This window comes from Streptomyces fructofermentans (assembly GCF_014651055.1).
Taxonomy (GTDB): domain Bacteria; phylum Actinomycetota; class Actinomycetes; order Streptomycetales; family Streptomycetaceae; genus Streptomyces; species Streptomyces fructofermentans.
Genome location: NZ_BMWD01000002.1, coordinates 249,143 through 270,434 on the forward strand (window position 1 = coordinate 249,143; position 21,292 = coordinate 270,434).

The 21,292-nt window shown below is 73.8% G+C and carries 14 protein-coding genes; 6 read left to right on the forward strand and 8 right to left on the reverse strand.

Annotated elements, in window-relative coordinates; genetic code table 11:
* Positions 1-63: 63 nt before the first annotated feature.
* On the forward strand, positions 64-480 hold the full coding sequence (gene ssgD / locus IE265_RS04115) for a spore wall synthesis regulator SsgD (RefSeq protein WP_190033921.1): 417 nt from the start codon (positions 64-66) through the stop codon (positions 478-480).
* 478 nt (positions 481-958) lie between these two features.
* On the opposite strand, the gene IE265_RS04120 is transcribed toward ssgD, so the two are convergent.
* Complete coding sequence (locus IE265_RS04120; RefSeq protein ID WP_190033922.1) at positions 959-1,630, reverse strand: GOLPH3/VPS74 family protein; 672 nt, start codon at positions 1,628-1,630, stop codon at positions 959-961.
* Between the two features lie 322 nt (positions 1,631-1,952).
* Between IE265_RS04120 and IE265_RS04125 the strand changes: the two genes are divergently transcribed.
* Positions 1,953-3,584: an ABC-F family ATP-binding cassette domain-containing protein gene (locus IE265_RS04125; RefSeq protein WP_190033923.1), complete on the forward strand. Its 1,632-nt coding sequence runs from the start codon at positions 1,953-1,955 to the stop codon at positions 3,582-3,584.
* Between the two features lie 199 nt (positions 3,585-3,783).
* Here IE265_RS04125 and IE265_RS04130 read toward each other — a convergent pair whose 3' ends face one another.
* Positions 3,784-4,707, reverse strand: coding sequence for a helix-turn-helix domain-containing protein (locus IE265_RS04130; RefSeq protein WP_229916019.1), 924 nt, complete (start codon positions 4,705-4,707; stop codon positions 3,784-3,786).
* A 424-nt stretch (positions 4,708-5,131) separates the two neighbouring features.
* Between IE265_RS04130 and IE265_RS04135 the strand changes: the two genes are divergently transcribed.
* Positions 5,132-6,154: a ketoacyl-ACP synthase III family protein gene (locus tag IE265_RS04135; RefSeq protein WP_190033925.1), complete on the forward strand. Its 1,023-nt coding sequence runs from the start codon at positions 5,132-5,134 to the stop codon at positions 6,152-6,154.
* Here IE265_RS04135 and IE265_RS04140 read toward each other — a convergent pair.
* A complete protein-coding gene (locus tag IE265_RS04140; RefSeq protein ID WP_190033926.1) occupies positions 6,138-7,052 on the reverse strand; it encodes an AfsR/SARP family transcriptional regulator in 915 nt (304 codons plus the stop codon). The two genes, IE265_RS04135 and IE265_RS04140, sit on opposite strands and share 17 nt — an antisense overlap.
* Before the next feature lie 402 nt (positions 7,053-7,454).
* Between IE265_RS04140 and IE265_RS04145 the strand changes: the two genes are divergently transcribed.
* The 3 genes from IE265_RS04145 to IE265_RS04155 all read left to right on the forward strand — a co-directional run bounded on the left by IE265_RS04145 (position 7,455) and on the right by IE265_RS04155 (position 10,542).
* Positions 7,455-7,805 carry a hypothetical protein gene (locus tag IE265_RS04145; RefSeq protein ID WP_190033927.1) on the forward strand — a complete coding sequence of 117 codons (351 nt, stop codon included), beginning with the start codon at positions 7,455-7,457 and terminating at the stop codon, positions 7,803-7,805.
* 120 nt (positions 7,806-7,925) lie between these two features.
* Entirely contained in the window at positions 7,926-8,102 is a 177-nt protein-coding gene (locus tag IE265_RS04150) for a hypothetical protein (protein ID WP_190033928.1), read from the forward strand.
* A gap of 85 nt (positions 8,103-8,187) precedes the next feature.
* Positions 8,188-10,542, forward strand: coding sequence for a helix-turn-helix transcriptional regulator (locus IE265_RS04155; RefSeq protein ID WP_190033929.1), 2,355 nt, complete (start codon positions 8,188-8,190; stop codon positions 10,540-10,542).
* Between the two features lie 483 nt (positions 10,543-11,025).
* Here the strand turns inward: IE265_RS04155 and IE265_RS04160 are convergent, their stop codons facing one another.
* Genes IE265_RS04160 through hypF form a run of 5 tightly spaced genes read right to left on the reverse strand, consistent with a single transcriptional unit; the run spans position 11,026 to position 21,282 of the window.
* Positions 11,026-16,449 carry a non-ribosomal peptide synthetase gene (locus IE265_RS04160; protein ID WP_190033930.1) on the reverse strand — a complete coding sequence of 1,808 codons (5,424 nt, stop codon included), beginning with the start codon at positions 16,447-16,449 and terminating at the stop codon, positions 11,026-11,028.
* Between the two features lie 58 nt (positions 16,450-16,507).
* Positions 16,508-16,717 (reverse strand): MbtH family protein, encoded by a 210-nt coding sequence (locus tag IE265_RS04165; RefSeq protein ID WP_190033931.1) that lies wholly within the window; start codon positions 16,715-16,717, stop codon positions 16,508-16,510.
* Positions 16,714-17,511 carry a gamma-glutamyl-gamma-aminobutyrate hydrolase family protein gene (locus IE265_RS04170; protein ID WP_190033932.1) on the reverse strand — a complete coding sequence of 266 codons (798 nt, stop codon included), beginning with the start codon at positions 17,509-17,511 and terminating at the stop codon, positions 16,714-16,716. The genes IE265_RS04165 and IE265_RS04170 overlap by 4 nt, the downstream gene beginning before the upstream one ends.
* The gene (locus tag IE265_RS04175) at positions 17,508-18,851 is read right to left on the reverse strand and encodes a PLP-dependent aminotransferase family protein (protein ID WP_190033933.1); all 1,344 of its coding nucleotides are present in this window, start codon (positions 18,849-18,851) and stop codon (positions 17,508-17,510) included. Before IE265_RS04175 ends, IE265_RS04170 begins: the two co-directional genes overlap by 4 nt.
* A 22-nt stretch (positions 18,852-18,873) precedes the next feature.
* A complete protein-coding gene (hypF, locus tag IE265_RS04180; protein ID WP_190033934.1) occupies positions 18,874-21,282 on the reverse strand; it encodes a carbamoyltransferase HypF in 2,409 nt (802 codons plus the stop codon).
* Positions 21,283-21,292 lie beyond the last annotated feature (10 nt).

Genomic DNA, 21,292 nt, shown 5'->3' on the forward strand with positions numbered 1-21,292 from the left:
GTCTCTACAAGTGCCAGGCTCATCCGTCCGCCGTTCGTCCAGCCGTCACAAGGGAGCAAGGCGTTGTCCACCGTCATCGAGCAGCCCGTCGAGGCCCGTCTCGTCGCCGCCGCGCCGCGGATGTCGAGCATTCCGGCATCCCTCGGCTACGACCCGCACGACCCGTTCGCCGTCCGCATGTCCTTCCCCGCCCCGTCCACGCTCGAAGGCGTCGACGTCTGCTGGACCTTCGCCCGTGAGCTGCTCACGCTGGGTCTCGAGGAGCCGGTGGGCGACGGTGACGTGCGGGTTCGCCCCTACGGATACGACCGCATCGTCCTGGAGTTCCACGCCCCGGAGGGCACCGCGGTGATCCACGTCCGCGCCGGCGAGCTCCGGCGGTTCCTGGCGAGTTCGACGGAGCTGGTCCCCGTCGGGCTCGAGCATCTCCACCAGGATCTCGACCACGGACTCACCGAGCTCCTGCGCGACGCCTGCTGACCGCTCTCCGCCGACCGCCTCTCCGTCCCGGTGCTCCATCGGATTTCTCGCCTTTCTCCGATTCAATCGATTGCACCGATTATTCCGCTTCTCCCGTTTTTCCTGCTTTCCCCGCCCCTTCCGCTTCCCCCGACTCCCCCGCTTCTCCCGCCACTCGCTCCGGCCCGGGACGTGAATTGCCCCCGAACAACCGAATATCCGGATCTCGAAGATTCCCCCGATTCTCCTGATTCCCCTTCTCGCAGGGCTTTCAGGTCTTTCGTGGGGTTCGCGCGCATTCCGCGCGGTGAACGCGTACACGCCCAGGAGGCCGTGGAGTCCGCACGGGTCCGCTCCGCCACGGCCGGCGCCTGCGGCGCCTCCGGCGTCCGCGCGCGCCGCGGCTCACGCGCCCAGCGGCTCCCACACGCCGCTGCGGACCGGTGCGGGCGGGGCCCGCGCCGTGCCCGGACCCGCGCCGCGGTCGCCGGGCCCGGCCTCAGCCGCCCGGCGTGCCGGGCGTCGTGGTGATCGCCACGGCCACCGCCGCGCGCACCTCGCGGACCGCCTTCCGCAGGGCGGGGGTGGCGGACCCGCTGCGCTCGGCCAGGGCGTCGAGACGCTCCCGGTGGGCGCGCCGCTCGCCGCCCGACGACAGGGTGCGCAGCTCGGCCGCGGCGGCGAGGACGACCAGTGCGGCGTCCCGCTCGGGCACGTCACCGACCGGCACCGGCCCCACCAGCACCTGGCGTGCCTCCGCGCGGAGCGCGTCCACGACGGCGACGCGGTCCAGCTCGTACTCCACCGACGGGAAGAGCCCGAGGACGCGCTTCCTCACCACCCGCAGGCACCCGTCGGCGGCGAGCTGGGCACGTACGGCCTCCAGCGTGACGCGGGTCCGCAGACCGACCCAGGTCTTCCAGCTGCGCGGCCGGGACTCCTCCACGAGCTCCAGGAGCCCGTCGAGCACCGGGTCGCCGGTCCGGCCGTCCGGGTCCGTGGGCGTGGCGATGCCGTCGCGGTCGTCGAGCAGCCCGCGCTGGGCCAGCTCGGTGAGGGCGCCGGCCCGCACGAGGTGCGGCAGGTGGGTGGCGCCCGTCACCCTCCCTCTCGTGGTGTCCCAGGCCAGCAGGTAGAGCCTGGCGGGCAGCGACAGTGTTGCGGTGGGCACGGGGCCTCCTTCGGTCGGCCGCGGCGGGGCCCGCGTTAATGCGTTGACACCCGCCACGGCCGCTCGTACGGTTCTTGACGGTTCTGTTGCCGCCGATTGGAGTAGGACGTTGCTCGTCTGAGGTCCTGAGACACCGCGTCGCACACGTTTCCGTGTGTGCGCAGCGTGCGACCTCGGCATTCGAGCCGTCCTCCGGAGCAGGGCCTTCTCCCACTCCGAGCATGTCCTGAGGACTTCTGCCCGTACGTCCGGCCGTCGTCGTCGCCTCCCGGTGTCCCGATACGCGTTGCCCCCCGACCGCATCAAGCACCGCGAGGCCCGTATGTCAACCTTCCCCAGCTCCATCACCTGTACCGCCCTGTCCTTCGCCTGGCCCGACGGCACCCCCGTCCTCGACGACCTGCAGGTGGCCTTCGGCCCCGGCAGGACCGGCCTCGTCGGCGTCAACGGATCGGGCAAGTCCACCCTGCTGAAACTGATCGCGGGACAGCTCGCCCCGTCGGGCGGCACGGTCCGCGTGGCGGGCGAGGTCGGCCTTCTGCCGCAGAACGTCGCGCTCGACACCGGCCTGCGGGTCGACGAGACGCTGGGCATCGCCGCCCAGCGCGCGGCGCTGCACGCCATCGAGGCGGGCGACGTGTCCGAGGAGCACTTCGACGTCGTCGGCGACGACTGGGACGTCGAGGAGCGCGCCCTGGCGACCCTCGGCGAACTCGGCCTCGGCCATGTCGCGTTGGACCGCACCATCGGCGAGGTCTCCGGCGGCGAGTCGGTCCTGCTGCGGCTGGCCGCGCTGCTGCTGCGCCGGCCCGACGTGCTCCTGCTCGACGAACCCACCAACAACCTCGACCTGTACGCGCGACGGCGGCTGTACGCGGCCGTCGAGGCCTGGTCCGGTGTCATGGTCGTGGTCAGCCACGACCGTGAACTCCTGGACCTGGTCGACCAGATCGCCGATCTGCGGGCGGGCGAGGTCACCTGGTACGGCGGCAACTACTCGGCGTACGAGGAGGCGCTGGCGACCGAACAGGACGCGGCCGAGCGCATGGTGCGCGTCGCCGAGTCCGATCTGCGCAAGCAGAAGCGCGAACTCGCCGACGCGCAGGTGAAGCTGGCGCGCCGGAAGCGGTACGGCCAGAAGATGTTCGAGCAGAAGCGTGAGCCGAAGATCGTCATGGGTGCCCGCAAGCGCTCGGCCCAGGAGTCGGCCGGCAAGCACCGGATCATGCACGAGGAGAGGCTGGCGGAGGCCAGGGACCGGCTGGACGAGGCCGTGGACGCGGTACGGGACGACGACGAGATCCGTGTCGACCTGCCGTACACCGCGGTCCCGCCGGGCCGTACGGTCCTCACCCTCCAGGACCTCGAACTCGCCTACGGGGCACGGGTGGCGGGCTCGTTCGAGCTGCGCGGGCCGGAGCGGGTCGCGCTCATCGGGCGCAACGGCGCGGGCAAGACCACGCTGCTGCGGACGGTCGCCGGTGAACTGGCGGCGGTCTCCGGGGAGGCGCGGGCCCATGTGCCGCTGCGCTTCCTGCCCCAGCGGCTCGACGTGCTCGACGACGGGCTGACGGTCGCCGAGAACGTGGCCCGGTTCTCGCCCGGCGCCACCAACAACCGGATCCGGGCGCGGCTGGCGCGCTTCCTGTTCCGCGGCGAGCGGGCCGACCGCCCGGCGGGCACGCTCTCCGGCGGAGAGCGGTTCCGGGCGGCCCTGGCCGCGCTGATGCTCGCCGAACCCGCTCCGCAGCTCCTGATGCTCGACGAGCCGACCAACAACCTCGACATGGCGAGCGTGCGTCAGCTCACCACGGCACTGGAGTCGTACGAGGGGGCGCTGATCGTGGCCAGTCACGACATGCCGTTCCTGGAGTCGATCGGGATCACGCGCTGGCTGCTGATGGAGGGCGAACTCGCGGAGACCACGCGGGAGGCCGTCGGGCGCCCCGACTGAGGTGTTCCGCCTGCGGTGCTCTCGCCGAGGTGCTGCCAGTGGGTGCCGCACCTGGGGTGCCGCACCTGGGGCGGGGCCGGTCGGGACCACTCCGTCCGGCCGTCCGGGTCGGTCCGCTCCGGTCGGCCCGGACGGGACGGCCCTCCCGGGCCGCTCCGGGCGCGGAACTCCGGGCCCTCAGCCCGGGGTTCCGCGGTGGTCAGCTCCGAGCGGGCGCCGCGTCGGCCGGGGTGATCCAGCCCCGCCGGGCGGCCTCCGCTCCGGCCTGGAACCTGCTTCTCGCGTCGAGCCTCTCCATCAGTTCTGCCGCGGTGCGCCTGGCGGTGCGGGGCGAGACACCGAGCCGCTTGGCTATCGCCTCGTCGGTGTGTCCGAGGGAGAGCAGGCGCAGGTACTGGGACTCGGTCGCCGTCAGATCGCGCTCGTCCCGCTCCTTGTCACGGCCGCTGCCCAGTGGAGTGGCCCGCTCCCAGACGGAGTCGAACAGTTCGCACAGGGCCGCCAGGATGCCGCTCCCGCGCAGGAACAGGGCGCCCGCGGCGCTGGCCTCGCCGTCCATCGGCAGCACGGCGGTGGTGCGGTCGACGATCAGCAGTCGGACCGGGAGCGTGGCGATCGTGCGGACCTCGCCGCCCAGGCTGGTCAGCCAGGTGGCGTAGGCGACGGTCTGCTGGCTGTTGCGAAGGCTGTCCAGATAGAGGGTGCGCATTTTGACGCCCCGCGCGAGCAATTCGGCGTCCTGCGGCTTGGCCGCGTCCATGTTCGCCATCGACTGGGCACCCGCCGGGGCGAATGACATGACATCGCTGCGGACATCGTGGCAGAGAAGTCGTATACGGTCGCGTATCTCGTCTATCCCGTACACCTGCTCGGTGCTTCCGACATTTCCCACGACCGGCTCGGCGAATTCCGCGACGAGTTTCTCCGCCGCGAGCCTGACGTCCTCCGTGCGTTTTCGCTCCGCGGCGAGACGGGCCTCCTGATGGGCGACGATGAGCTTCATCGCCATCCCGGGGCCGATCGCGTGGAGCATGTTCGGATCCTCGTCCGAACGTCGCACCAGGGCGAGTTCACTCAGCCTGTCCAGCTGGACACGCAAGGACTCCTCGGTCAGGCCGGTCATTTCCTGAATTCCTTGGAAATCCTTCTTCGGGCAACTCAGCAATGCCCGGTAAATACTTGCAGCTTCTTCTCCAATGCCCAAGGAATCCAGCATCCCCCACCCCCATAAAGACCTTTGAAGCACATACAGCCATGAATCCGTCGACAGAATACACCAAACCGTGCAGAGGTTCGAGAGATGACTTGAGGACGGTGTGAATGGTATTCGCGGGAGGTGCGGTCCGCAGAGTCCGCACCCCGCGTTCAGCGAGCGTTCAGCGGGCGGTCGGAAGGGCTCGGGAGCCCGTGGAGTCAGCCGGGGGAACGCGTGCACCGCGCCTGCGGCGGGCCGCCGCCGGGACACCGGTCCGCCGCAGGGGCGCACTGGAAGCATCGGTCCCCACGCGACCCCTGCCTCTCTCGGGGGTCCTGGGGAGGGAGGCGCCATGCGCTGGGAACAGGTGTACATAGCGGGGACGGGCACATGGCTGCCCGGACGGGCGGACGCCGCCCTCGCGGTGGCGTCGGGCGCCTACGACGCGGACGAGCACGCGGCCAACGGGATCGTCTCGGTCGCGGCCGCCGGGTCCGGTGACGACGACCTGGCCCCGCCGGACATGGCGGTGAACGCCGCGCTCGCCGCCCTGGACCGGGCCGGGCCCGCCGGCGAGCGCGCCTCCGCGCTCTTCCACAGCCATCTCTGGTTCCAGGGCTCCGAGATGTGGCCCGCGGCCTCCTACATCGCGGAGCGGACCGCGGGCACCGGCGTCCCGGCCTTCGGGCTGCTCCAGCAGTGCAACGCGGGACCGGCCGCCGTCGAACTCGCCGCGCACCGGCTGGGCGAGGACGACGCGGTACTGCTGACCACGGCGGACCGGTTCGCCGCGCCGGCGTTCGACCGCTGGCGCTGCGAACGCGGGCTGGTCTACGGCGACGGCGGGACCGCGCTCGTGCTGTCCTCGCGGGGCGGGTTCGGGCGGCTGCTGTCCACCGCGACCCGGGCGGACAACTCCCTCGAACGCGTCGTCCGCGGCACCGGGTTCACCGCCGGCCCCGACAGCGGCCCGTATCCCGTGGACCTGGCGTCGCGGGCCGACGAGTACCTGGGCGGCCAGGGGAACTTCCGGGAGTCGACACTGCGTACCGCCAAGGTGGCCGACGACTCGGTGCGGCAGGCGCTCGCGGACGCGGACACCCGCATGGAGGACGTCGCCCGCGTGGTGCTGAACGCGACCGGGCGCTCCAGGATGCGGTGGCAGCTGGAGATGCAGCTCGGCCTCACCGAGAAGGTGTCGAACTGGCAGTTCTGCAGCCGGGTCGGGCACCTCGGCGCCGGGGACCACTTCGCGGGCCTCGACGACCTGGTGCGCAACCGCGAGGTCGGGCCCGGTGACCGGGTCCTGCTGGTGGGCGGCGGGACCGGCTACACGTGCACCAGCGCCGTCGTGGAGATCACGGGATCCGGGTGAGCGACCTGGCGGGCAGCGGCGCCGAGGGGTCGCGGCGTCCGCCGCCGACGAGCGTCAGCGGCGGACGGCCCGGCGGGACGGCCGCGGGCCCGTCCGGGGCACCGGCGACGGCCGCGCCCGCGAGGATCGCCTCGTGGACCCGGCGCAGCCCCGGGCCGGGCTCCAGGCCGAGATCGTCCAGCAGGACCTGCCCGGCGCGCCGGTAGGCGGCGAGCGCGTCGCCCTGCCGGCTGCACCGGTACAGCGCCACCATCAGCAGTTCCCACAGGCGTTCGCGGTAGGGGTGCTCCGCGGTGAGCGACATGAGCGCGGGGACCACGTCCGCGTGCGCGCCGACCTCCAGCGCGACGGCGGTCTGCTCCTCCACCGCAGCCAGCCTCAGTTCGGCCAGGCGAACGCGTTCGGCGTCGAGCAGTGGCCCTCCGACACCGGTCAGCGGCGGGCAGCGCCAGTTCCCCAGCGCCTCGGCCAGGACCCGCTCGGCGGCGGCGGGCCGGCCCGCCGCCCGCAACTCCCTCGCCTCGGCCCGCGCGTGGTGGAACCGTCCCAGATCGCTGGCCCCGGGGGCGGCCACGAGCCGGTAGGAGCTGCCGATCCGGGTCAGGACACCCGTCGGCGAGCGCGGCGGCCGGTCCGGTTCGAGCAGCCGCCGCAGCTTGGACACGTACGCCTGGACGAGGTTGACGCCGTCCGCGACCGGGGCGTCGCCCCACACTCCGTCGACGAGCACGTCACGGCCGACCGGGGTCCCGGCCCGCAGCACCAGGACGGCCAGCACGGCCCTCATCCGAGGTGCGCCCAGGGGGAGTTCGACCCCGTCGCGCCAGCAGCGGACCTCCCCCAGCACCTCGAAGGTGAGACCGGCCGCCGGGCTCGGGGCATCGGGCGTCGCGCTCATGGATCGCTGCCTTCCTTCCTGGACACGGGCTCGGTCCGCCCGCGAGGACGTACCGCCGGGGACCCGCCGGAACCGCCGGACCTCCGTCGGGCCGCGGCCCCACCGGGATCACCGGGACCACCGGGACCACCGGGACCACCGGGACCACCGGGACCACCGGGATCACCCGACAGGATCTCCGCGCGTTCGCCGGGGACGGTCCCCTGCCGTGCGGGTCGACTTGCGACCCTAGGCGCGCGCAGAACCCGGACGCCCGGATTCCACGCGGCATGAAGCGGCAGTGGCAAGGACCGTCCACCTCTCCCGGCCGGGGAAATGCGCGAAAGTCCGTTTCCGTCCGTGGCAGGAATAGTCCCGCGCGATATCACAGGCGGCCTTCGCGCGATGGGCGATGCTCGCTCCATGTATCTCGTTCACGCACTTCTGCGGAACGCCGAACTCCCTCTGCCGCCCGGCCTCGACCGGCTGGTGACGTCCTGTGCCGACGGCACGGAGGGGCTCGACCACGTCTCCGTCCATCCCGACGGGCCGCTCGGCCCGGTGATCGGTCTCTTCGTCACGGCCCCCTCCCTGCTGATCGCCGAGGACACGGCGCGCAGGATCGTGGAGCGGGCGCTGAAGAGGCACCCCGCGCTCGGCGAAACGTCGGTGGTCTCCTGCGAGATGCCGCTCGCGACGCCCTTCCTCGAGTGGCTGCTGGCCGGCCCCGAGCCCGGTGGACAACTTATGCCACCGCCGGATCATGACATCTAAGAGTGATTGCGCAGTGCCCCAGAGTAGGGAAATCTGCTGGTCATCGGCACAGGAAACCCCCCAAAGCCCGGGGTTCCCCAGTCCGGCAACCACCTGATCCCCTTCCTCGCAGGAGTCCTCATGTCTGTCGCCCTCCGCTCCAGGACCACCGGCCTTCTCCTCGCCCTGTGCCTCGCCACCGCCGTCGCCCCGGCTCTGCAGAATCCTTCCGCCGGCCACTCCGCGGACATCGCCGTCGCCGCCGCCGAGGTCACCTCCGTGGCCCCGGCGGCCAAGAACACCACCGGTTGGGACTGACCCCGCAGCCCGCTTCCACCGTGCCGGCCGGCATGCGCCCCACCCGACCCGATCCCCGGGAAACCCCGACGAGGAGGCCTAGTTCATGACCATCGAGGCGGACCTTCTTCCGCTCAGCGACAAGGGTGTCGGGCCGCCGCGAATTCTTGACTCACCGCCCCCCGGAGCACTGGGACGGCTTTTCGACGAACCGCGCCCCTATTCGGTGACGGAGATATTCGGGGACCGGTGGACCGGAAAGAGCGGTCTGCTCTCCGAACTCTCGACCGAGGCCGCGGACCGCGGTTGGAGAATCGCGTCGGGACGCGCCGCGACCCGTTCCCTGTCCGATGTCTCCTTCGGCGTCTTCGTGGACGCCCTCGACGACCTGATGGCCCATCACGGTGCGGAGGCCTCGCACGGCGGACCCGACGACCAGCGCAAGTGGCTCGCCGGGGTCTTCCCCTCCATGGCCGCCGGCACGCCGCCGCGGCCCGTGGAGAACCCGTTCGACCGGTACCAGGCCTTCCGCGCGACCCGCACCGTACTGGAGAGGCTCGGGTCCGCCGGCGGACTCCTGCTGACCCTCGACGACATCCACTGGGCGGACGAGTCCTCCCTGCGGCTGCTGTCCTACCTGCTCCGCCATCCCCCGCGGGGCGCGGTCATGATCGCGCTGACCCACCGCCCACGCCAGGTCGACCTGGCGCTGCGGAGCCTGCTGAACCAGGCTGTGGTGGACGGGCGGGCGTACCGGCTGAGCCCCGCGCGGCTCTCCGAGGAGCGGGCACGTGCGCTGCTCCCGGACGACATCAGCCCCGGACAGGTCGAGTTGATGCTCAGCGAGTCCGGGCGGAACCCCGGCCTGCTGCGGGCCCTCGCCTCCACCCGTTCCGTCCTGGGCGGCGCCGCCAGCACCCCGGCGGCGCTCCCGCTGGACGTACTGACCGAGAGTCTGCGCGACTTCAGGACGCTGTCGGAGCAGGGCTGGCGGGTGGCGCGCGCCGCCGCGGTGCTCCAGGAGCCCTTCAGCCCCGACGCCCTGCGGGTGGTCTCACAGGTCACCGACGACCAATTGCGCACGGCCATAGACGAGTTGATCCGCGAGGACCTGCTCGACCCGGACAGCCACTCCTCCCGGCTGCGGTTCGTCAACCCGCTGCTGCGCGCCACGGCCTACCAGTCGGCCGGACAGGGCTGGCTGCTCGGCGCCCACGCCCGTGCCGCCGGGCTGCTCTCCGGGCGCGGCGCCGACCCCGTCCAACTGGCCGGGCATCTGGAGCGCAGCGGCCTCGCGGGCGACAACGACAGCGCACGGGTGCTCCTGGAGGCCGCCGCCGCGCATCTGTGGAACGACCCGGAGCGGGCCGCGTCCTGGGCGCGCGCCGCGCTGGACACCGGCGAACCGGACCGGGACGGCGGCCGCGCACGGCTGCTCCTCGGACGGGCCCTTGCCCTGTGCGGCCGGCTGGAGGACGCCTCGGTGGTCCTCGGGGCCCTGCGGGCCGCGCCCGGGACCCTCTCGGAGGTACGGGCCGACGCGGCGCGCGCCCGGGCCTCGGCCCTGCGGTTCCTCGGCCGTCGCGACGCGGCGGAACGGGAACTGGCCGCCGCCCGCGAGCACGCCGTGCCCGAGCGCGCGGCGGAGCACGCCCTGCTCCTCGGGGCCCGTCTGGAGAACGCGCTGGACTCCGCCGGATCGCTCGCGGACGGCGAGGTCACCGGGCTGCTCGCCTCGGTGGACGCACTGCCCGCCGGCGCCCGGGGCGGGACGCTCGCGATGATCGCCACGGCGGCCGTGCGCGCCGGCGCGGCGGAGCACGCCGAACTGCACACGGTCGCCGCCGCGAGACTCTTCGACCGGCTCTCCGACGACGAGGTGGTGCCCCATCTCGACGGCCTGTTCCGGCTGGCCGAGGCGGAGGCCGCGCTGGGCCGCGTCGGCGCGGCACGCGCGCACGGCGGACGCGGGCTGCGGCTGGCGGAGTGCCGCCGGCTGCGCGTCCACGTGGTCCGGTTCGCCCTTGCCGTGAGCCGGCTGGAGCGGCGCGGCGGGGACGTGCCGGGGGCCGTCCGCCACGCCGCGTGCGCAGAGGCCGCCGCGGCCACGACCGACAGCGCCCCGCTCCTCGCCGAGAGCAGGGCCCTGCGGGCCGAGCTGGAGGGGCCGGCGGGGGGTCCGGCCGTCCCCGGACAGGTCACGCGCGGCCCCGCCGACGGTACGGTCCCGGCGCCACAGGGTCCGGCCCCCGACGAACTCGGGCTCCTCAGCAAGCGGGAGCTGGAGATCGCGGTCCTGGTGAGCAGCGGCCGTACGAACCAGCAGATCGCCCGCACGCTGGCCATCAGCCACAAGACGGTGGAGACCCATCTCGGACGCATCTTCAAGAAGCTGACGGTCTCCTCCAGGGCCGAAGTCGCCGCGATGGTGGGCCGGTTCGACCGGTCGGGCCCGTCCTGACCTCCCGGCCCGGGTGCACACACCCCCGGGCCGGGCCTCGCGGCGGCCGTCGGCGCGGGGCGCGCTGCCGCCGCCGGCGCAGGCCGCCCTCCGGCCATCGGCCCGGGCCGCGCTGCGGGCGTCGGGCCGCACCGCGCTGCCGCCGTCGGCGCGGGGCGCGCTGCCCCCGTCGGTCCGGGCCCCGCTCCGCCCGTCGGTCCGAGCCCCGCTCAGCGAGCGTCGCGCCGCACCCCGTGCGGGCGTCGGTCCGAGCCCCGCTCGGCGACCGTCGGGCCGCACCCCGTGCGGGCGTCGGCCCGGGTCCCGTGCGGGCGTCCGCCCGGCCCTGCGGTGCCGGTTCCCCGGCGCCGCGAAGGGCTGCCTCCACCGGGACGACGGACCCGCGCCGTCGCCCCTTCGCCCGTGGCCCGCGGGCCACGGGCCGCCCGGCCCTCACCGGCGCCCCGCGATCCGCGCGGGCCCGTGCGCCGCGGGCCCGCGCGGTCAGCGCTGCTCGACCGTTGCGCCGGCCGGCAGGAGCAGTCCGCCGTCCGCCGAGCGGCCCGCCACGTGACGGGAGCGGTCCGCACGGCGCAGGACCGGACGACCTGACGACGGCCCCTCGCCGGGGGCCGGGGCCCGCTCGTCGACGAATCCCGCGATCGCGGCCACCGTCGGCTTCTCGAAGAGCCGGCCCAGCGGTGGCACCGTCCCGAACTCCGCCCTGACCCGCTCCACCAGCCGGGACATCACCAGGGAGTGCGCGCCCAGGTCGAAGAGGTCGTCCGTGCGTCCGATCGGCCGGTCAGGCAGCAGGTCCGAGACGATCGCGGCGACCCGCTGCTCCGCGGGCGTGCGCGGAGCCTCGAACTCGGGCCCCCGCGCCGCGTCCCCGTACTCCTCCGGCGCGGGCAGCGCACCCCGGTCCACCTTTCCGTTCGGGGTGAGCGGAAGGGCGTCCGTCACGGAGATCAGGGAAGGGACGGCGTATCCGGGCAGCCAGGCGCGCAGTTCCTCACGCAGGCCGTGCGGATCGGCACCGCCGGCGGCCGGTTCGACATGGGCGAGCAGCCGGGCGTCGGAGCCCTCGCCGTCCACCGTCACCGCGGCCCGCCGTACGGACGGCAGGCGCTCCAGGGCGGTCTCGATCTCGCCGAGTTCGATCCGGTGCCCGTGCACCTTGACCTGGCTGTCCGTGCGCCCCACGAACGCGATCCCGCCGTCCGGGCAGCGCCTGACCAGGTCGCCGGTGCGGTACAGCCGGTCTCCGGGCCGTGCGGCGAAGGGATCCGGCAGGAAGCGTTCGGCGGTGAGTCCGGGGCGGCCGAGGTAGCCGTGGGCCAGGCCGTCGCCCCCGATGTACAGCTCTCCCGTCGCGCCCACGGGCAGGGGGCGCAGCCCGGCGTCCAGGACGTGGACGCGGGTGTTGGCGAGCGGTGTGCCCAGCGGCACGTCGTCGCGGACGTCGGTGACCCGGGTGCTCAGGGACCAGACGGTGGTCTCGGTGGGCCCGTACACGTTCCACAACTCGGCGCCGCGAGACGGCAGTTCGCGAGTGAGGCCGCCGGGCATCCGCTCGCCGCCGCAGAGCGCGGTCAGTCCGGGTGTACCGGTCCAGCCGGCGTCGAGCAGCAGTTGCCAGGTCACCGGCGTCGCCTGGAGGTGGGTGATGCCGGGCGTGTCGAGGCAGGCCCGCAGGCGGGCGCCCTGGGCGGCGGTCTCCTCGTCGGCCAGATGGACCGTGGCGCCGCTGACCAGGGGGAGGAAGTACTCCAGCGCCGCGATGTCGAACGACGGGGTCGTGACCGACAGCCAGCCGTCCCCGGCGGCGATCGGCAGGTCGCGGCCCATCGCGGCGATCAGGTTGGCGAGTGCCGCGTGCGGGACCACGACGCCCTTGGGGGTGCCGGTGGAGCCGGAGGTGTAGATGACGTACGCGGGGGCCGCCGGGTGGGCCGCGCGGGCCGGCGGGCGCTCCGCCTCGGAGCCGTCCGGTCGCAGGATCCTGTCGTGCGACAGGTCCGGGTCGTCGGTCAGGACCGCCGCCGCCGAGGCGTCGGCGAGGAGGAAGGACAGGCGGGCGGCGGGCAGGCCCGGGTCGAGCGGCAGATACGCGGCGCCGGACTTCAGCACGCCGAGGAGGGCCGCGAGGAGTGCGGGTGTGCGGGGCAGCAGCACAGCGACGACGTCACCCGGGCCGACGCCCGCGTCGCGCAGCCGGTGGGCGATCCCGTTGGCCAGCCGGTCGAGGCGCGCGTAGTCGATCGGTCCTTCGCCGGAGCCGGCGGCGAGCACCGCGACCGCGTGCGGCGAGCGGGCCGCGACGGCCTCGAACCGCTCGACCACACCGGCCCGCTCGTCGTGGGGGGCGTCGGTGGCGTTCCACTCGTCCGCGAGGAGGCGGCTCTCCGCCGCGCCCAGGGCGGGGAGTTCGCCGACCGGCACGTCCGTGTCGGTGGCGAGGGCGGCCAGCAGGGCGCCCATGCGGTCCGCGAGGAAGCCCGCCGTCCGCGGGTCGTAGAGGTCGGTGTCGTACCGCACCGATCCCGCCAGTTCACCGCCCACCTGTCCGAACGTCAGCTGCACGTCGAACTGGCTGCTGGTGGCGGGCAGCGACCGGGTGGTGCAGGCGAGTCCGCCGAGCGTGAAGGGGGTGCCCGCCCGGTTCACCGCGAGGGAGACCACCGCGTCGGCGCGTTCGCCCGGTGCCTGCTGGAGCGTCAGCAGGGTGCGTACGACGGGTCGGGCGCTGTGGTCCCGGGCCGGGCCGAGCCGTTCCACGAGCGAGGCGAAGGGCACGTCGTCGCCCCGCAGGGCCGGCAGCGCGGTGAGGTGCACCCTGTGCAGCAGCCGGGTGAAGGACTCCTCCGGGTCGACGACGGTGCGCAGCGGGACGGTGTTGACCAGGCAGCCGACGGTCGCCGCGAGGTCCGCGTCCGCCCGTCCGTGGACCGGTGTCCCGACGACGACGTCCGCGCTTCCGGTGCAGCGGGCCAGCAGCACCTGGTAGGCGGCCAGCAGGACGCTGTAGAGGGTGGTGCCCTCGCGGCGGGCGAGCGCGGTGAGCGCCGTGGTGGTCGCGGCGTCGACCGTGAACGGCAGGGCGGCCCCCCGCATCCGGGGCACGGCGCGCCGGGGCCGGTCGGCGGGCGGGCTCGTCCCCCGCGTGGCGTCGGCCAGCAGCTCCGCCCACCGGTCCATGCTCGCCCCGCCGGCGGGGGAGGCGAGCCGCAGGGCCTGCCGGCGGGTGAAGACGGGGTAGGCGGTGGCGGCGGGCAGTTCCGCCGCGCGTCCGCAGAGGGCCGCCGGGTAGGCGGTGTCGAGTTCGTCGAGCAGCAGCGACAGCGACCACAGGTCGGACACCAGGTGGTGGACCGTCAGTACGAGCGTGTGCTCGTCGCCCCGGCTGAACAGCCGTACGCGCAGCAGCGGGCCGGTGTCCAGGTCGAAGGGCTCCTCGGCGGCGCGGGCCACGCGGTGGGCGAGGGCGTCGGTGGCGGTGCCGCCGTCGGCCTCGGCGTCGGCATCGGCATCGGAGAGGTCGACGTGCTCGAAGGAGGGCGGCAGGGATGCGTGGACCCGCTGGACCGGCTCGCCGTCGACCACCGGGAAGGTGCTGCGCAGGGCCGCGTGCCGGGCGCAGATCAGCTCGAAGGCGGACATGAGCGCGCCGGGGTCGACCGGCCCGCGGATGCCGAAGCACGCGGAGACCAGGTTCGCGGGGCTTTCCGGCACCATCCGGTCCTGGAACCAGAGGGACGCCTGGTTGCGGGAGAGCGGGTGGTCCCCGGGGGCGGAGCCCTCGACCTTGTCCTCGGGGCGGTCCGGCACGGGGGTGTCCATCCGTTCGGCGAGGAGGCGGGCCAGGCCAGGGAGGTCGGCGTCGAGGGCCTCGTCCAGGCCCAGGTCCACGTCCAGGAGGTCGCGTACGTCGTGGCGGAGCCGGGCGGCGCCCAGCGAGTCGAGGCCGGAGACCGCCAGCCTCTCCCCCGGGACGAGGGCGTCAGGACGGGTGCCGAGGCGGCGGGCCACGACGACCCGCAGCACGGCGAGCATCGGTGCGTGGCGGTGCTCGGGCGCTGCGGCGCGCAGTGCGGCGAGGTCCGCCTCGGAAGGTGCGGGGACCGGGAGTCGGCTCGCGTCGGCCGGGCCCGCGCCCCTCCCGGTGCCGTCCTCGTCCCGGCCCGGCAGGTGTCCATCCACGGCCAGGACGGTGAGGCCGCCGTCGAGGTACGACGCGGCACAGGCGTGTCGCTGGACCTTCCCGCTGGAGGTCCTGGGGAGGGTGGCGGCGCGGATCAGGACGACGGCGAGCGGCCGGACGCCGTGCTCCTCGGAGACCGCGGCGCGCACCTCGCGGGCGAGCGCCGCCAGGTCCTCGTCCTGATGGTCCCGGGCCACCTCGTGGACGACGACGACGTGCTCCTCGCCGTCCGCCACGGCCTGGACCGCGGCGCCGCAGTTCGCCTTCAGGGCGGGGTGCACGCCCTCGACCGTGCGCTCGATGTCCTGCGGGTAGTGGTTGCGGCCGCGCACCACGATCAGGTCCTTCAGCCGGCCGGTCACGAAGAGCTCGCCGTCTCGGAGCATGCCGAGGTCGCCGGTGCGCAGGAACCTCGCGCCGTCCGGCCCCTCCTCCGCGAGGCGGGCGCCGAAGACGGCTTCGCTCTGCTCCTCGCGGTTCCAGTAGGCCCGCGCGACGCTCGGTCCCGAGACCCAGATCTCGCCGACCGCGCCGTTGGCGGCGCGCCGCGCGGTGAGCGGGTCGACGATCTCCAGGCGCTGGGTGCCGTCCGGGTGGCCGCTGCCGACGAGGTCGAAGGCCGCGGTGGCGGCGGCCTCGGCGGTGCCGCCGTCCGGCACGGCGGGCGACGGCACCTCGGCGGCCGGCAGCCGCACGGGTGCCGTGCCGTGCGGCTTGCAGGAGACGATGAGCGAGGCCTCGGCGAGGCCGTAGCAGGGGGTGAACGCCTCGGCACGGAAGCCCGCCCCGGCGAAGGCGGTGCTGAAGCGTTCGAGGGTCTCGGCTCGGATCGGCTCCGCGCCGTTGAAGGCAACCTCCCACCGGCTCAGGTCGAGGCCGTCCAGGAGTTCCGGCGTCACGAGGTCCGCGCAGAGGTCGTACGCGAAGTTGGGGCCGCCGCTCACCGTCGCCCCGGAGCGGCTGATCTCCCTGAGCCAGCGCATCGGGTCCCGGCCGAACTCCGCCGGTGACATCAGCGCGCAGGAACCGGCGTAGTAGAGCGGCTGAAGCATGCCGCCGATGAGGCCCATGTCGTGGAAGAGCGGCAGCCAGGACATGCCCACGGTCGCGGAGGTGGTGCGGAACGCCCGCTGGATCACGGACGAGTTGTGCAGCAGGTTGCCGTGGGTCAGGAGCACTCCGCGCGGGGCCGCGGTGGAACCGGAGGTGTACTGGAGGAAGGCCGTGGTGCCGGCGTCCACGGGGGGCCGCGTCCAGGCGTCCGCCTCCGCCTCGGGCACCAGGTCCGTGGCGAGCAGTCGCAGTGTGTCCATCAGCAGCCCGTCGGGGTCCCCGGGGAGCAGTTTGTCGCGGACACGGGCCGTGGTGAGCGCGAGGGTGGCCCCGCAGTCCATCACGATCGAGGCGAGGCGTTCCACCGATCGCGGGCGCCGCGTGGGCGGGTAGACGGGGACCGCGACGGCACCCGCGTAGAGGCAGGCCACGAACGAGACGACGTAGTCGAACCCCGGAGGCTGGAGCAGCAGCACGGGCCGGCCCGCCGCCCCTTCCCGCGCCAGCCGGGCGGCGGTCGCGCGGGCCAGCCGGTCGAGCCGTCCGTACGTCATGACCTCGGGGGGCTCGCCCTCCGTTCCGGAGAACGTGAAGGCGGTCCTTCCGGGGTCCGCCGCGGCCGTCGTGGCGATCACGGAGATCCAGTCCTGGTGCTCAATTCGCGCGTTCACGCGTCTGCGTTCCTCATCGCTCGGGCCGGTGGCGGGCTGCTGGAGGGGTGTCCGGGCGTCAGCCCTGTGCGCCGGCGGCGAGGGACCGGCGCAGGCTGAGCGGCCGCATGTCCGTCCAGATCTCGTCGACGCGGGCCAGGCAGTCGGCCCTGCTGCCCCGCGTGCCCTCGGCCGTCCAGCCGAGCGGGAGGTCCTTGCCGAGGGGCCAGAGCGAGTACTGCTCCTCGTGGTTGACGACGACCTGGTAGGTGGTGTCCGCGCTGCTCATGTCTGTGCTCCGATCGGTGGGTGAAGAGGTGCGAAGGAGGAAGGTGAGGAAGGTGAGGAAGGTGAGGAGAGGGACCAGGGGCGAGCGGAGGCAAGGGAGTGGTTCCGGCTCGCGCACGCCGCGACGAAACGGGCGAAGAGGGCGTCGTCGCCGGAGACCTCGGGATGCCATTGCACGCCCACGGCGAAGGTCTTCGACGGGTCCTCGGCGGCCTCCACGACTCCGTCGGCGCTGCGGGCGGTCACCCGGAGCCCGCCGGGGTCGGCGACGGCCTGGTGGTGATGGGAGTTGACCCGTGCGCGGGGCCCGTACACAGCCGCGACCACGCTTCCCGGGGCGGCTTCGACGTCGTGCTCCCCGAAGACCCCTTCCCGCGGGCAGTGCCCGCCGTGGCCGAGCACGTCGGGAAGGTGCTGGTGCAGGGAGCCGCCGTGGACGATGGCGAGCAGTTGCAGTCCGCGGCAGACGCCGAGCACGGGTACGTCCCGCTCCAGTGCGGCTCGCAGCAGCATCAACTCCGCTGCGTCGCGCAGCGGTTGCTCGGTGTCGGCCTCCGGGTGCGGCAGGTCGCCGTAGTGGTGGGCGCCGATGTCCGCGCCACCGGGCAGCAGCAGTCCGTCGAGCCTGTCCAGGACGTCCGCGTCGGTCTCGTCGGGCGGCAGCACCACGGCACGGCCGCCGTTCGCGGTGACGCCCCGCACATAGGACTCGTGGACGACCGCGGCCCGGGTGTCCCAGATGTTCCACCGCGCCCGCTCCAGGTAGCTCGCGATGCCGATGACGGGGCGGCTCACGAGGTGACGCCCTGCGGGCTGGGAGCCGCGACCTGGGTCGTGCGCAGCGAGTCGGCGCACAGCGCCAGCGCGTTCTCGAAGAGCGAGGAGGTGCTGTCGACCGGGGCGCCGACCCTGGTGCGCGTCCGCAGCGAGGCGACGCGGTCGGCGAGTCCGCCGAGGGGCTCGGAGTCCCGCACGGCCGCCGCGAACACGTCGGCGAGTTCCGTGAAGTCGTCGCCGGCCAGGCCCTGGTAGGTCGCCTCGTTCAGTCCGATGCGCACGCCCTGGCCGGTGAAGCCGGGCAGCCCGGCCATGAAGTTGACGCGCAGTCCAGCGGCGTGGAGCCGGTCGGCGGCCACCTTGGGCGCGACGCCGTCCCGCTCGGTGTCCAGCCACAGCTGGTGTCCGGCCGAGAAGCCCCGGTCGGCGGCGGCGACCGTGATCCCCCGGTCGTGCAGCAGGCGCCCGAACCGCCGGGTGTTCTCGACGACCGCACGGGCGTAGGCGGGGCCGCCGAAGTCGCGGAACTCCAGCAGGGCGATGCCCAGGCCGATCGTGGAGGCGAAGTGGTGGCTGCTGACGAGGTAGTCCTGGGTGTCCCTGATGCGCCGGTCCATCGCGGCGTCGCGGGTCAGCACCACGGCCTTCTGCGGCCCCGGGAAGGTCTTGTGGGTGGAGCCGCCGAGACTGTCGGCGCCCTCGTCCAGGGGGTTGCGGAACGCACCGCCGAGGACGAGCCCGAACCAGTGGCTCGCGTCGACGTGCACCAGCGTCTCGGGCGACACCGCGCGCACGGTGGCCACCAGGCTCGCCACGTCGATCGGGAAGAGGCAGTGGGACTGGTCGACGTACACGAGCGAGGGCCGGACGCGGGCCAGCAGTTCGGCGGCGTGGTCGAGGTCCAGGGCGTGCGGCCCCGAACCGCGCAGGAACTCCACGCCGAGGCCGAGCCGCGCGGCGACGTCCGGGGTGGCGAAGTGCCCGCCGTTCTCGGCGGCGACGGTCACCACGGTGGAGCCCGGCTCGCCGCCGAGCGCGGCAAGCACCAGCGTCATGGCGTTGAGCCCGCTGAGGGGGCGCACCGACACGTGCTCGGCCCTGCCCAGTTCGCGCAGCAGCGGGACGGCGAGGCCGGTCTCCAGCTCGTGCACGCGCCGCCCGCCGCGGAAGTGCCAGCGGTCGGGGTGGTCGGACTCGTTGAAGAAGTAGCGGTGGGCCGGGTCGAGCAGCATCGGCAGCTTCGCCAGCCCGGACATGGCGTTCTCGGACGGGACCATGTTGAGCGTCCGCCGGGCCTCGCCCTCGTTGTCGGCGAGCAGCCGTACGACATCGTGCAGCGTCACGTCGGCGTTCACCATCGGTGACTCCTTCCATACGTTGTTATGCGGGCGGCTGCGGCCTCGTGCGCGAACGGGCGCCCGCCACCATCACCTGGCCGAGCGCGATGCCCCCGTCGTTGGTGGGCACCAAACGGTGCGCGTGGGCGGCGAAGCCCGCCCTGCGCAGCTCGGTCAGGCAGTTGACCAGGAGGAACTCATTGAGGAAGACCCCGCCGGAGAGGACGACCTGCCGCACGCCGCCGTGGGCGCGCTGCTCCTCGCAGCGGTCCACGACCAGTCGGACGACCGCGGTGTGGAAGCGCCGGCTGATCGTGGCGAGCGGGGTGTCCGCCGCGAGGTCGGCGGCGATCGCGCGGACCACCGGCCGGAAGTCGATCACCCGGGGGCCGTCGTCCGCCGCGGACGCCTCGTGCCCGAAGGCGTAGGGCCGCCGTGCGAGGGCGAGGTCCCGGCCGAGCAGCCCTTCGAGTTCGATGGGCCCCTGGGCCTCGTACTCGGCACGCGCGCACACGCCCAGCAGCGCGGCGACGCCGTCGAAGAGCCGCCCCATGCTGGAGACCCGCGGGGCGTTCAGTCCGCGGGCGACCATCGTGGTGTAGACGTGGCGCTCCCGGTCGCCGAGGGTGCGCAGCGCCGGGAAGGCGGCGGTCGCGGCCCCGGGAAGGCCGAGCGACTCCAGGGCGAGGGCGAATCCGGTGCGGATGGGCTGGTGGACGGCCATGTCACCGCCCAGCAGCGGGATCCGGCGCAGATGGGCGACGCGGTCGGCCTCCGCGTAGCCGCCGAGCAGGAACTCGCCGCCCCAGATCGTGCCGTCCAGCCCGTAGCCCGCGCCGTCGAAGACCACGCCGAGGGTGGTGCCGGTGAGCCTGTTCTCCGCCATGCACGACGCCATGTGCGCGTGGTGGTGCTGCACTTCGACGACGTCCGCCGGCCGTTCGTCGCCCGCCAGGACGTGGGAGCGGAACGAGGGGTGCATGTCGACGGCGATCCGTCGCGGCCGGAGTTCGTACAGCTGCGACAGGTGGTCCGCGGTCTGCCGGTGCGAGCGGAAGGTCTCGTCGTTCTTGAGGTCGCCGATGTGCTGGCTGACGTAGACCTTGCGGCCCGATCCCAGGGCGACGGTGGTCTTCAGCTCCGCGCCGTACGCGAGCACCGGTTCGGGCAGCTCCCCGACCTCACCGACCTCCACCGGGTAGGGGGCGTACCCCCGCGACCTGCGCAGGAACGTGACGAGCGGCTCGTCCAGTTCGGGATGGACCGAGCACCGGACCACGGAGTCGTCGACGCGGACGTGGATGTCCCGGTCGTGGTGCAGGACCAGGTCGGCGACCTGGAAGAGCTGTTCCAGCGCCTCCTCGTTGCGGTACGCGATGGGGTAGCCGGAGACGTTGCCGCTGGTCATCACCAGGACGTCGAGGCCGGGCCGGTCCAGCAGCAGGTGGTGCAGCGGGGCGGACGGCAGCATGACGCCGATGTTGGGGTTGCGCGGGGCGATCTCCTCGGGGAGCGCGCCGGGCAGTTTGCGCAGCAGGACGATGGGCCGGGCGGGCGACTCCAGCAGTTCGGCCTCGGCCGTGCCGCAGTCGGCGAGCCGGGCCGCCGACGGCAGGTCGTCGACCATCACCGCGAAGGGCTTGGAGTCGCGCTTCTTGCGGCTCCGCAGCCGGGCGACGGCCGCCGCGTCCCTGGCGTTCGCGGCCAGGTGGAAGCCGCCGACGCTCTTGACCGCGACGATCCTGCCGGCCGCCAGCGCCTCGGTGGCGGCGGCGAGCGCGTCGTCGGCCTCGGCGAGCGGTCCGCCGGGGCCCGACAGGGTCAGCCGGGGGCCGCACACCGGGCAGGCGTTGGGCTGCGCGTGGTACCTGCGGTCGCCCGGGTCCTCGTACTCCCGGCGGCAGTCGTCGCACATGGCGAAGGACGCCATGGTGGTCTGCTCACGGTCGTAGGGCAGCCCCTTGACGATCGAGTAACGGGGGCCGCAGTGGGTGCAGTTGGTGAAGGGGTAACGGTGGCGCCGGTCCGCCGGGTCGCGGACCTCGCGCAGGCAGTCGGGACAGACGTGCGAGTCCGGCGCGACGATGGTGTCGGACCGCCCGGCCGTCCTGGTGCTGCGGCGGATCTCGAAGCCCTCGCCCGCTCCGGCCGGGTCGGAGGTGCGGGCCTCGACCCGCACCTCGTCGACCCGTGCCAGCAGGGGCGCGTCGTCGCGCAGCGCGACGGCGAAGGCGTTGAGCCGCGGCACCGGGCCGCGCACCTCGGTCTGCACGCCGAGGGTGTCGTTGAGCACCCAGCCGCTCAGACCCATGCTTTTCGCCAGGTTGTGGACGAAGGGCCGGTAGCCCACACCCTGCACCACTCCGCGGACCCGGATCAGCCATTGCTCGGCCGACGGGGACGGCCCGGGTCCGCCGGACGGAGTGCCGCTCGTCGTGGTGGTCTGCTGCACGATCCCGCTC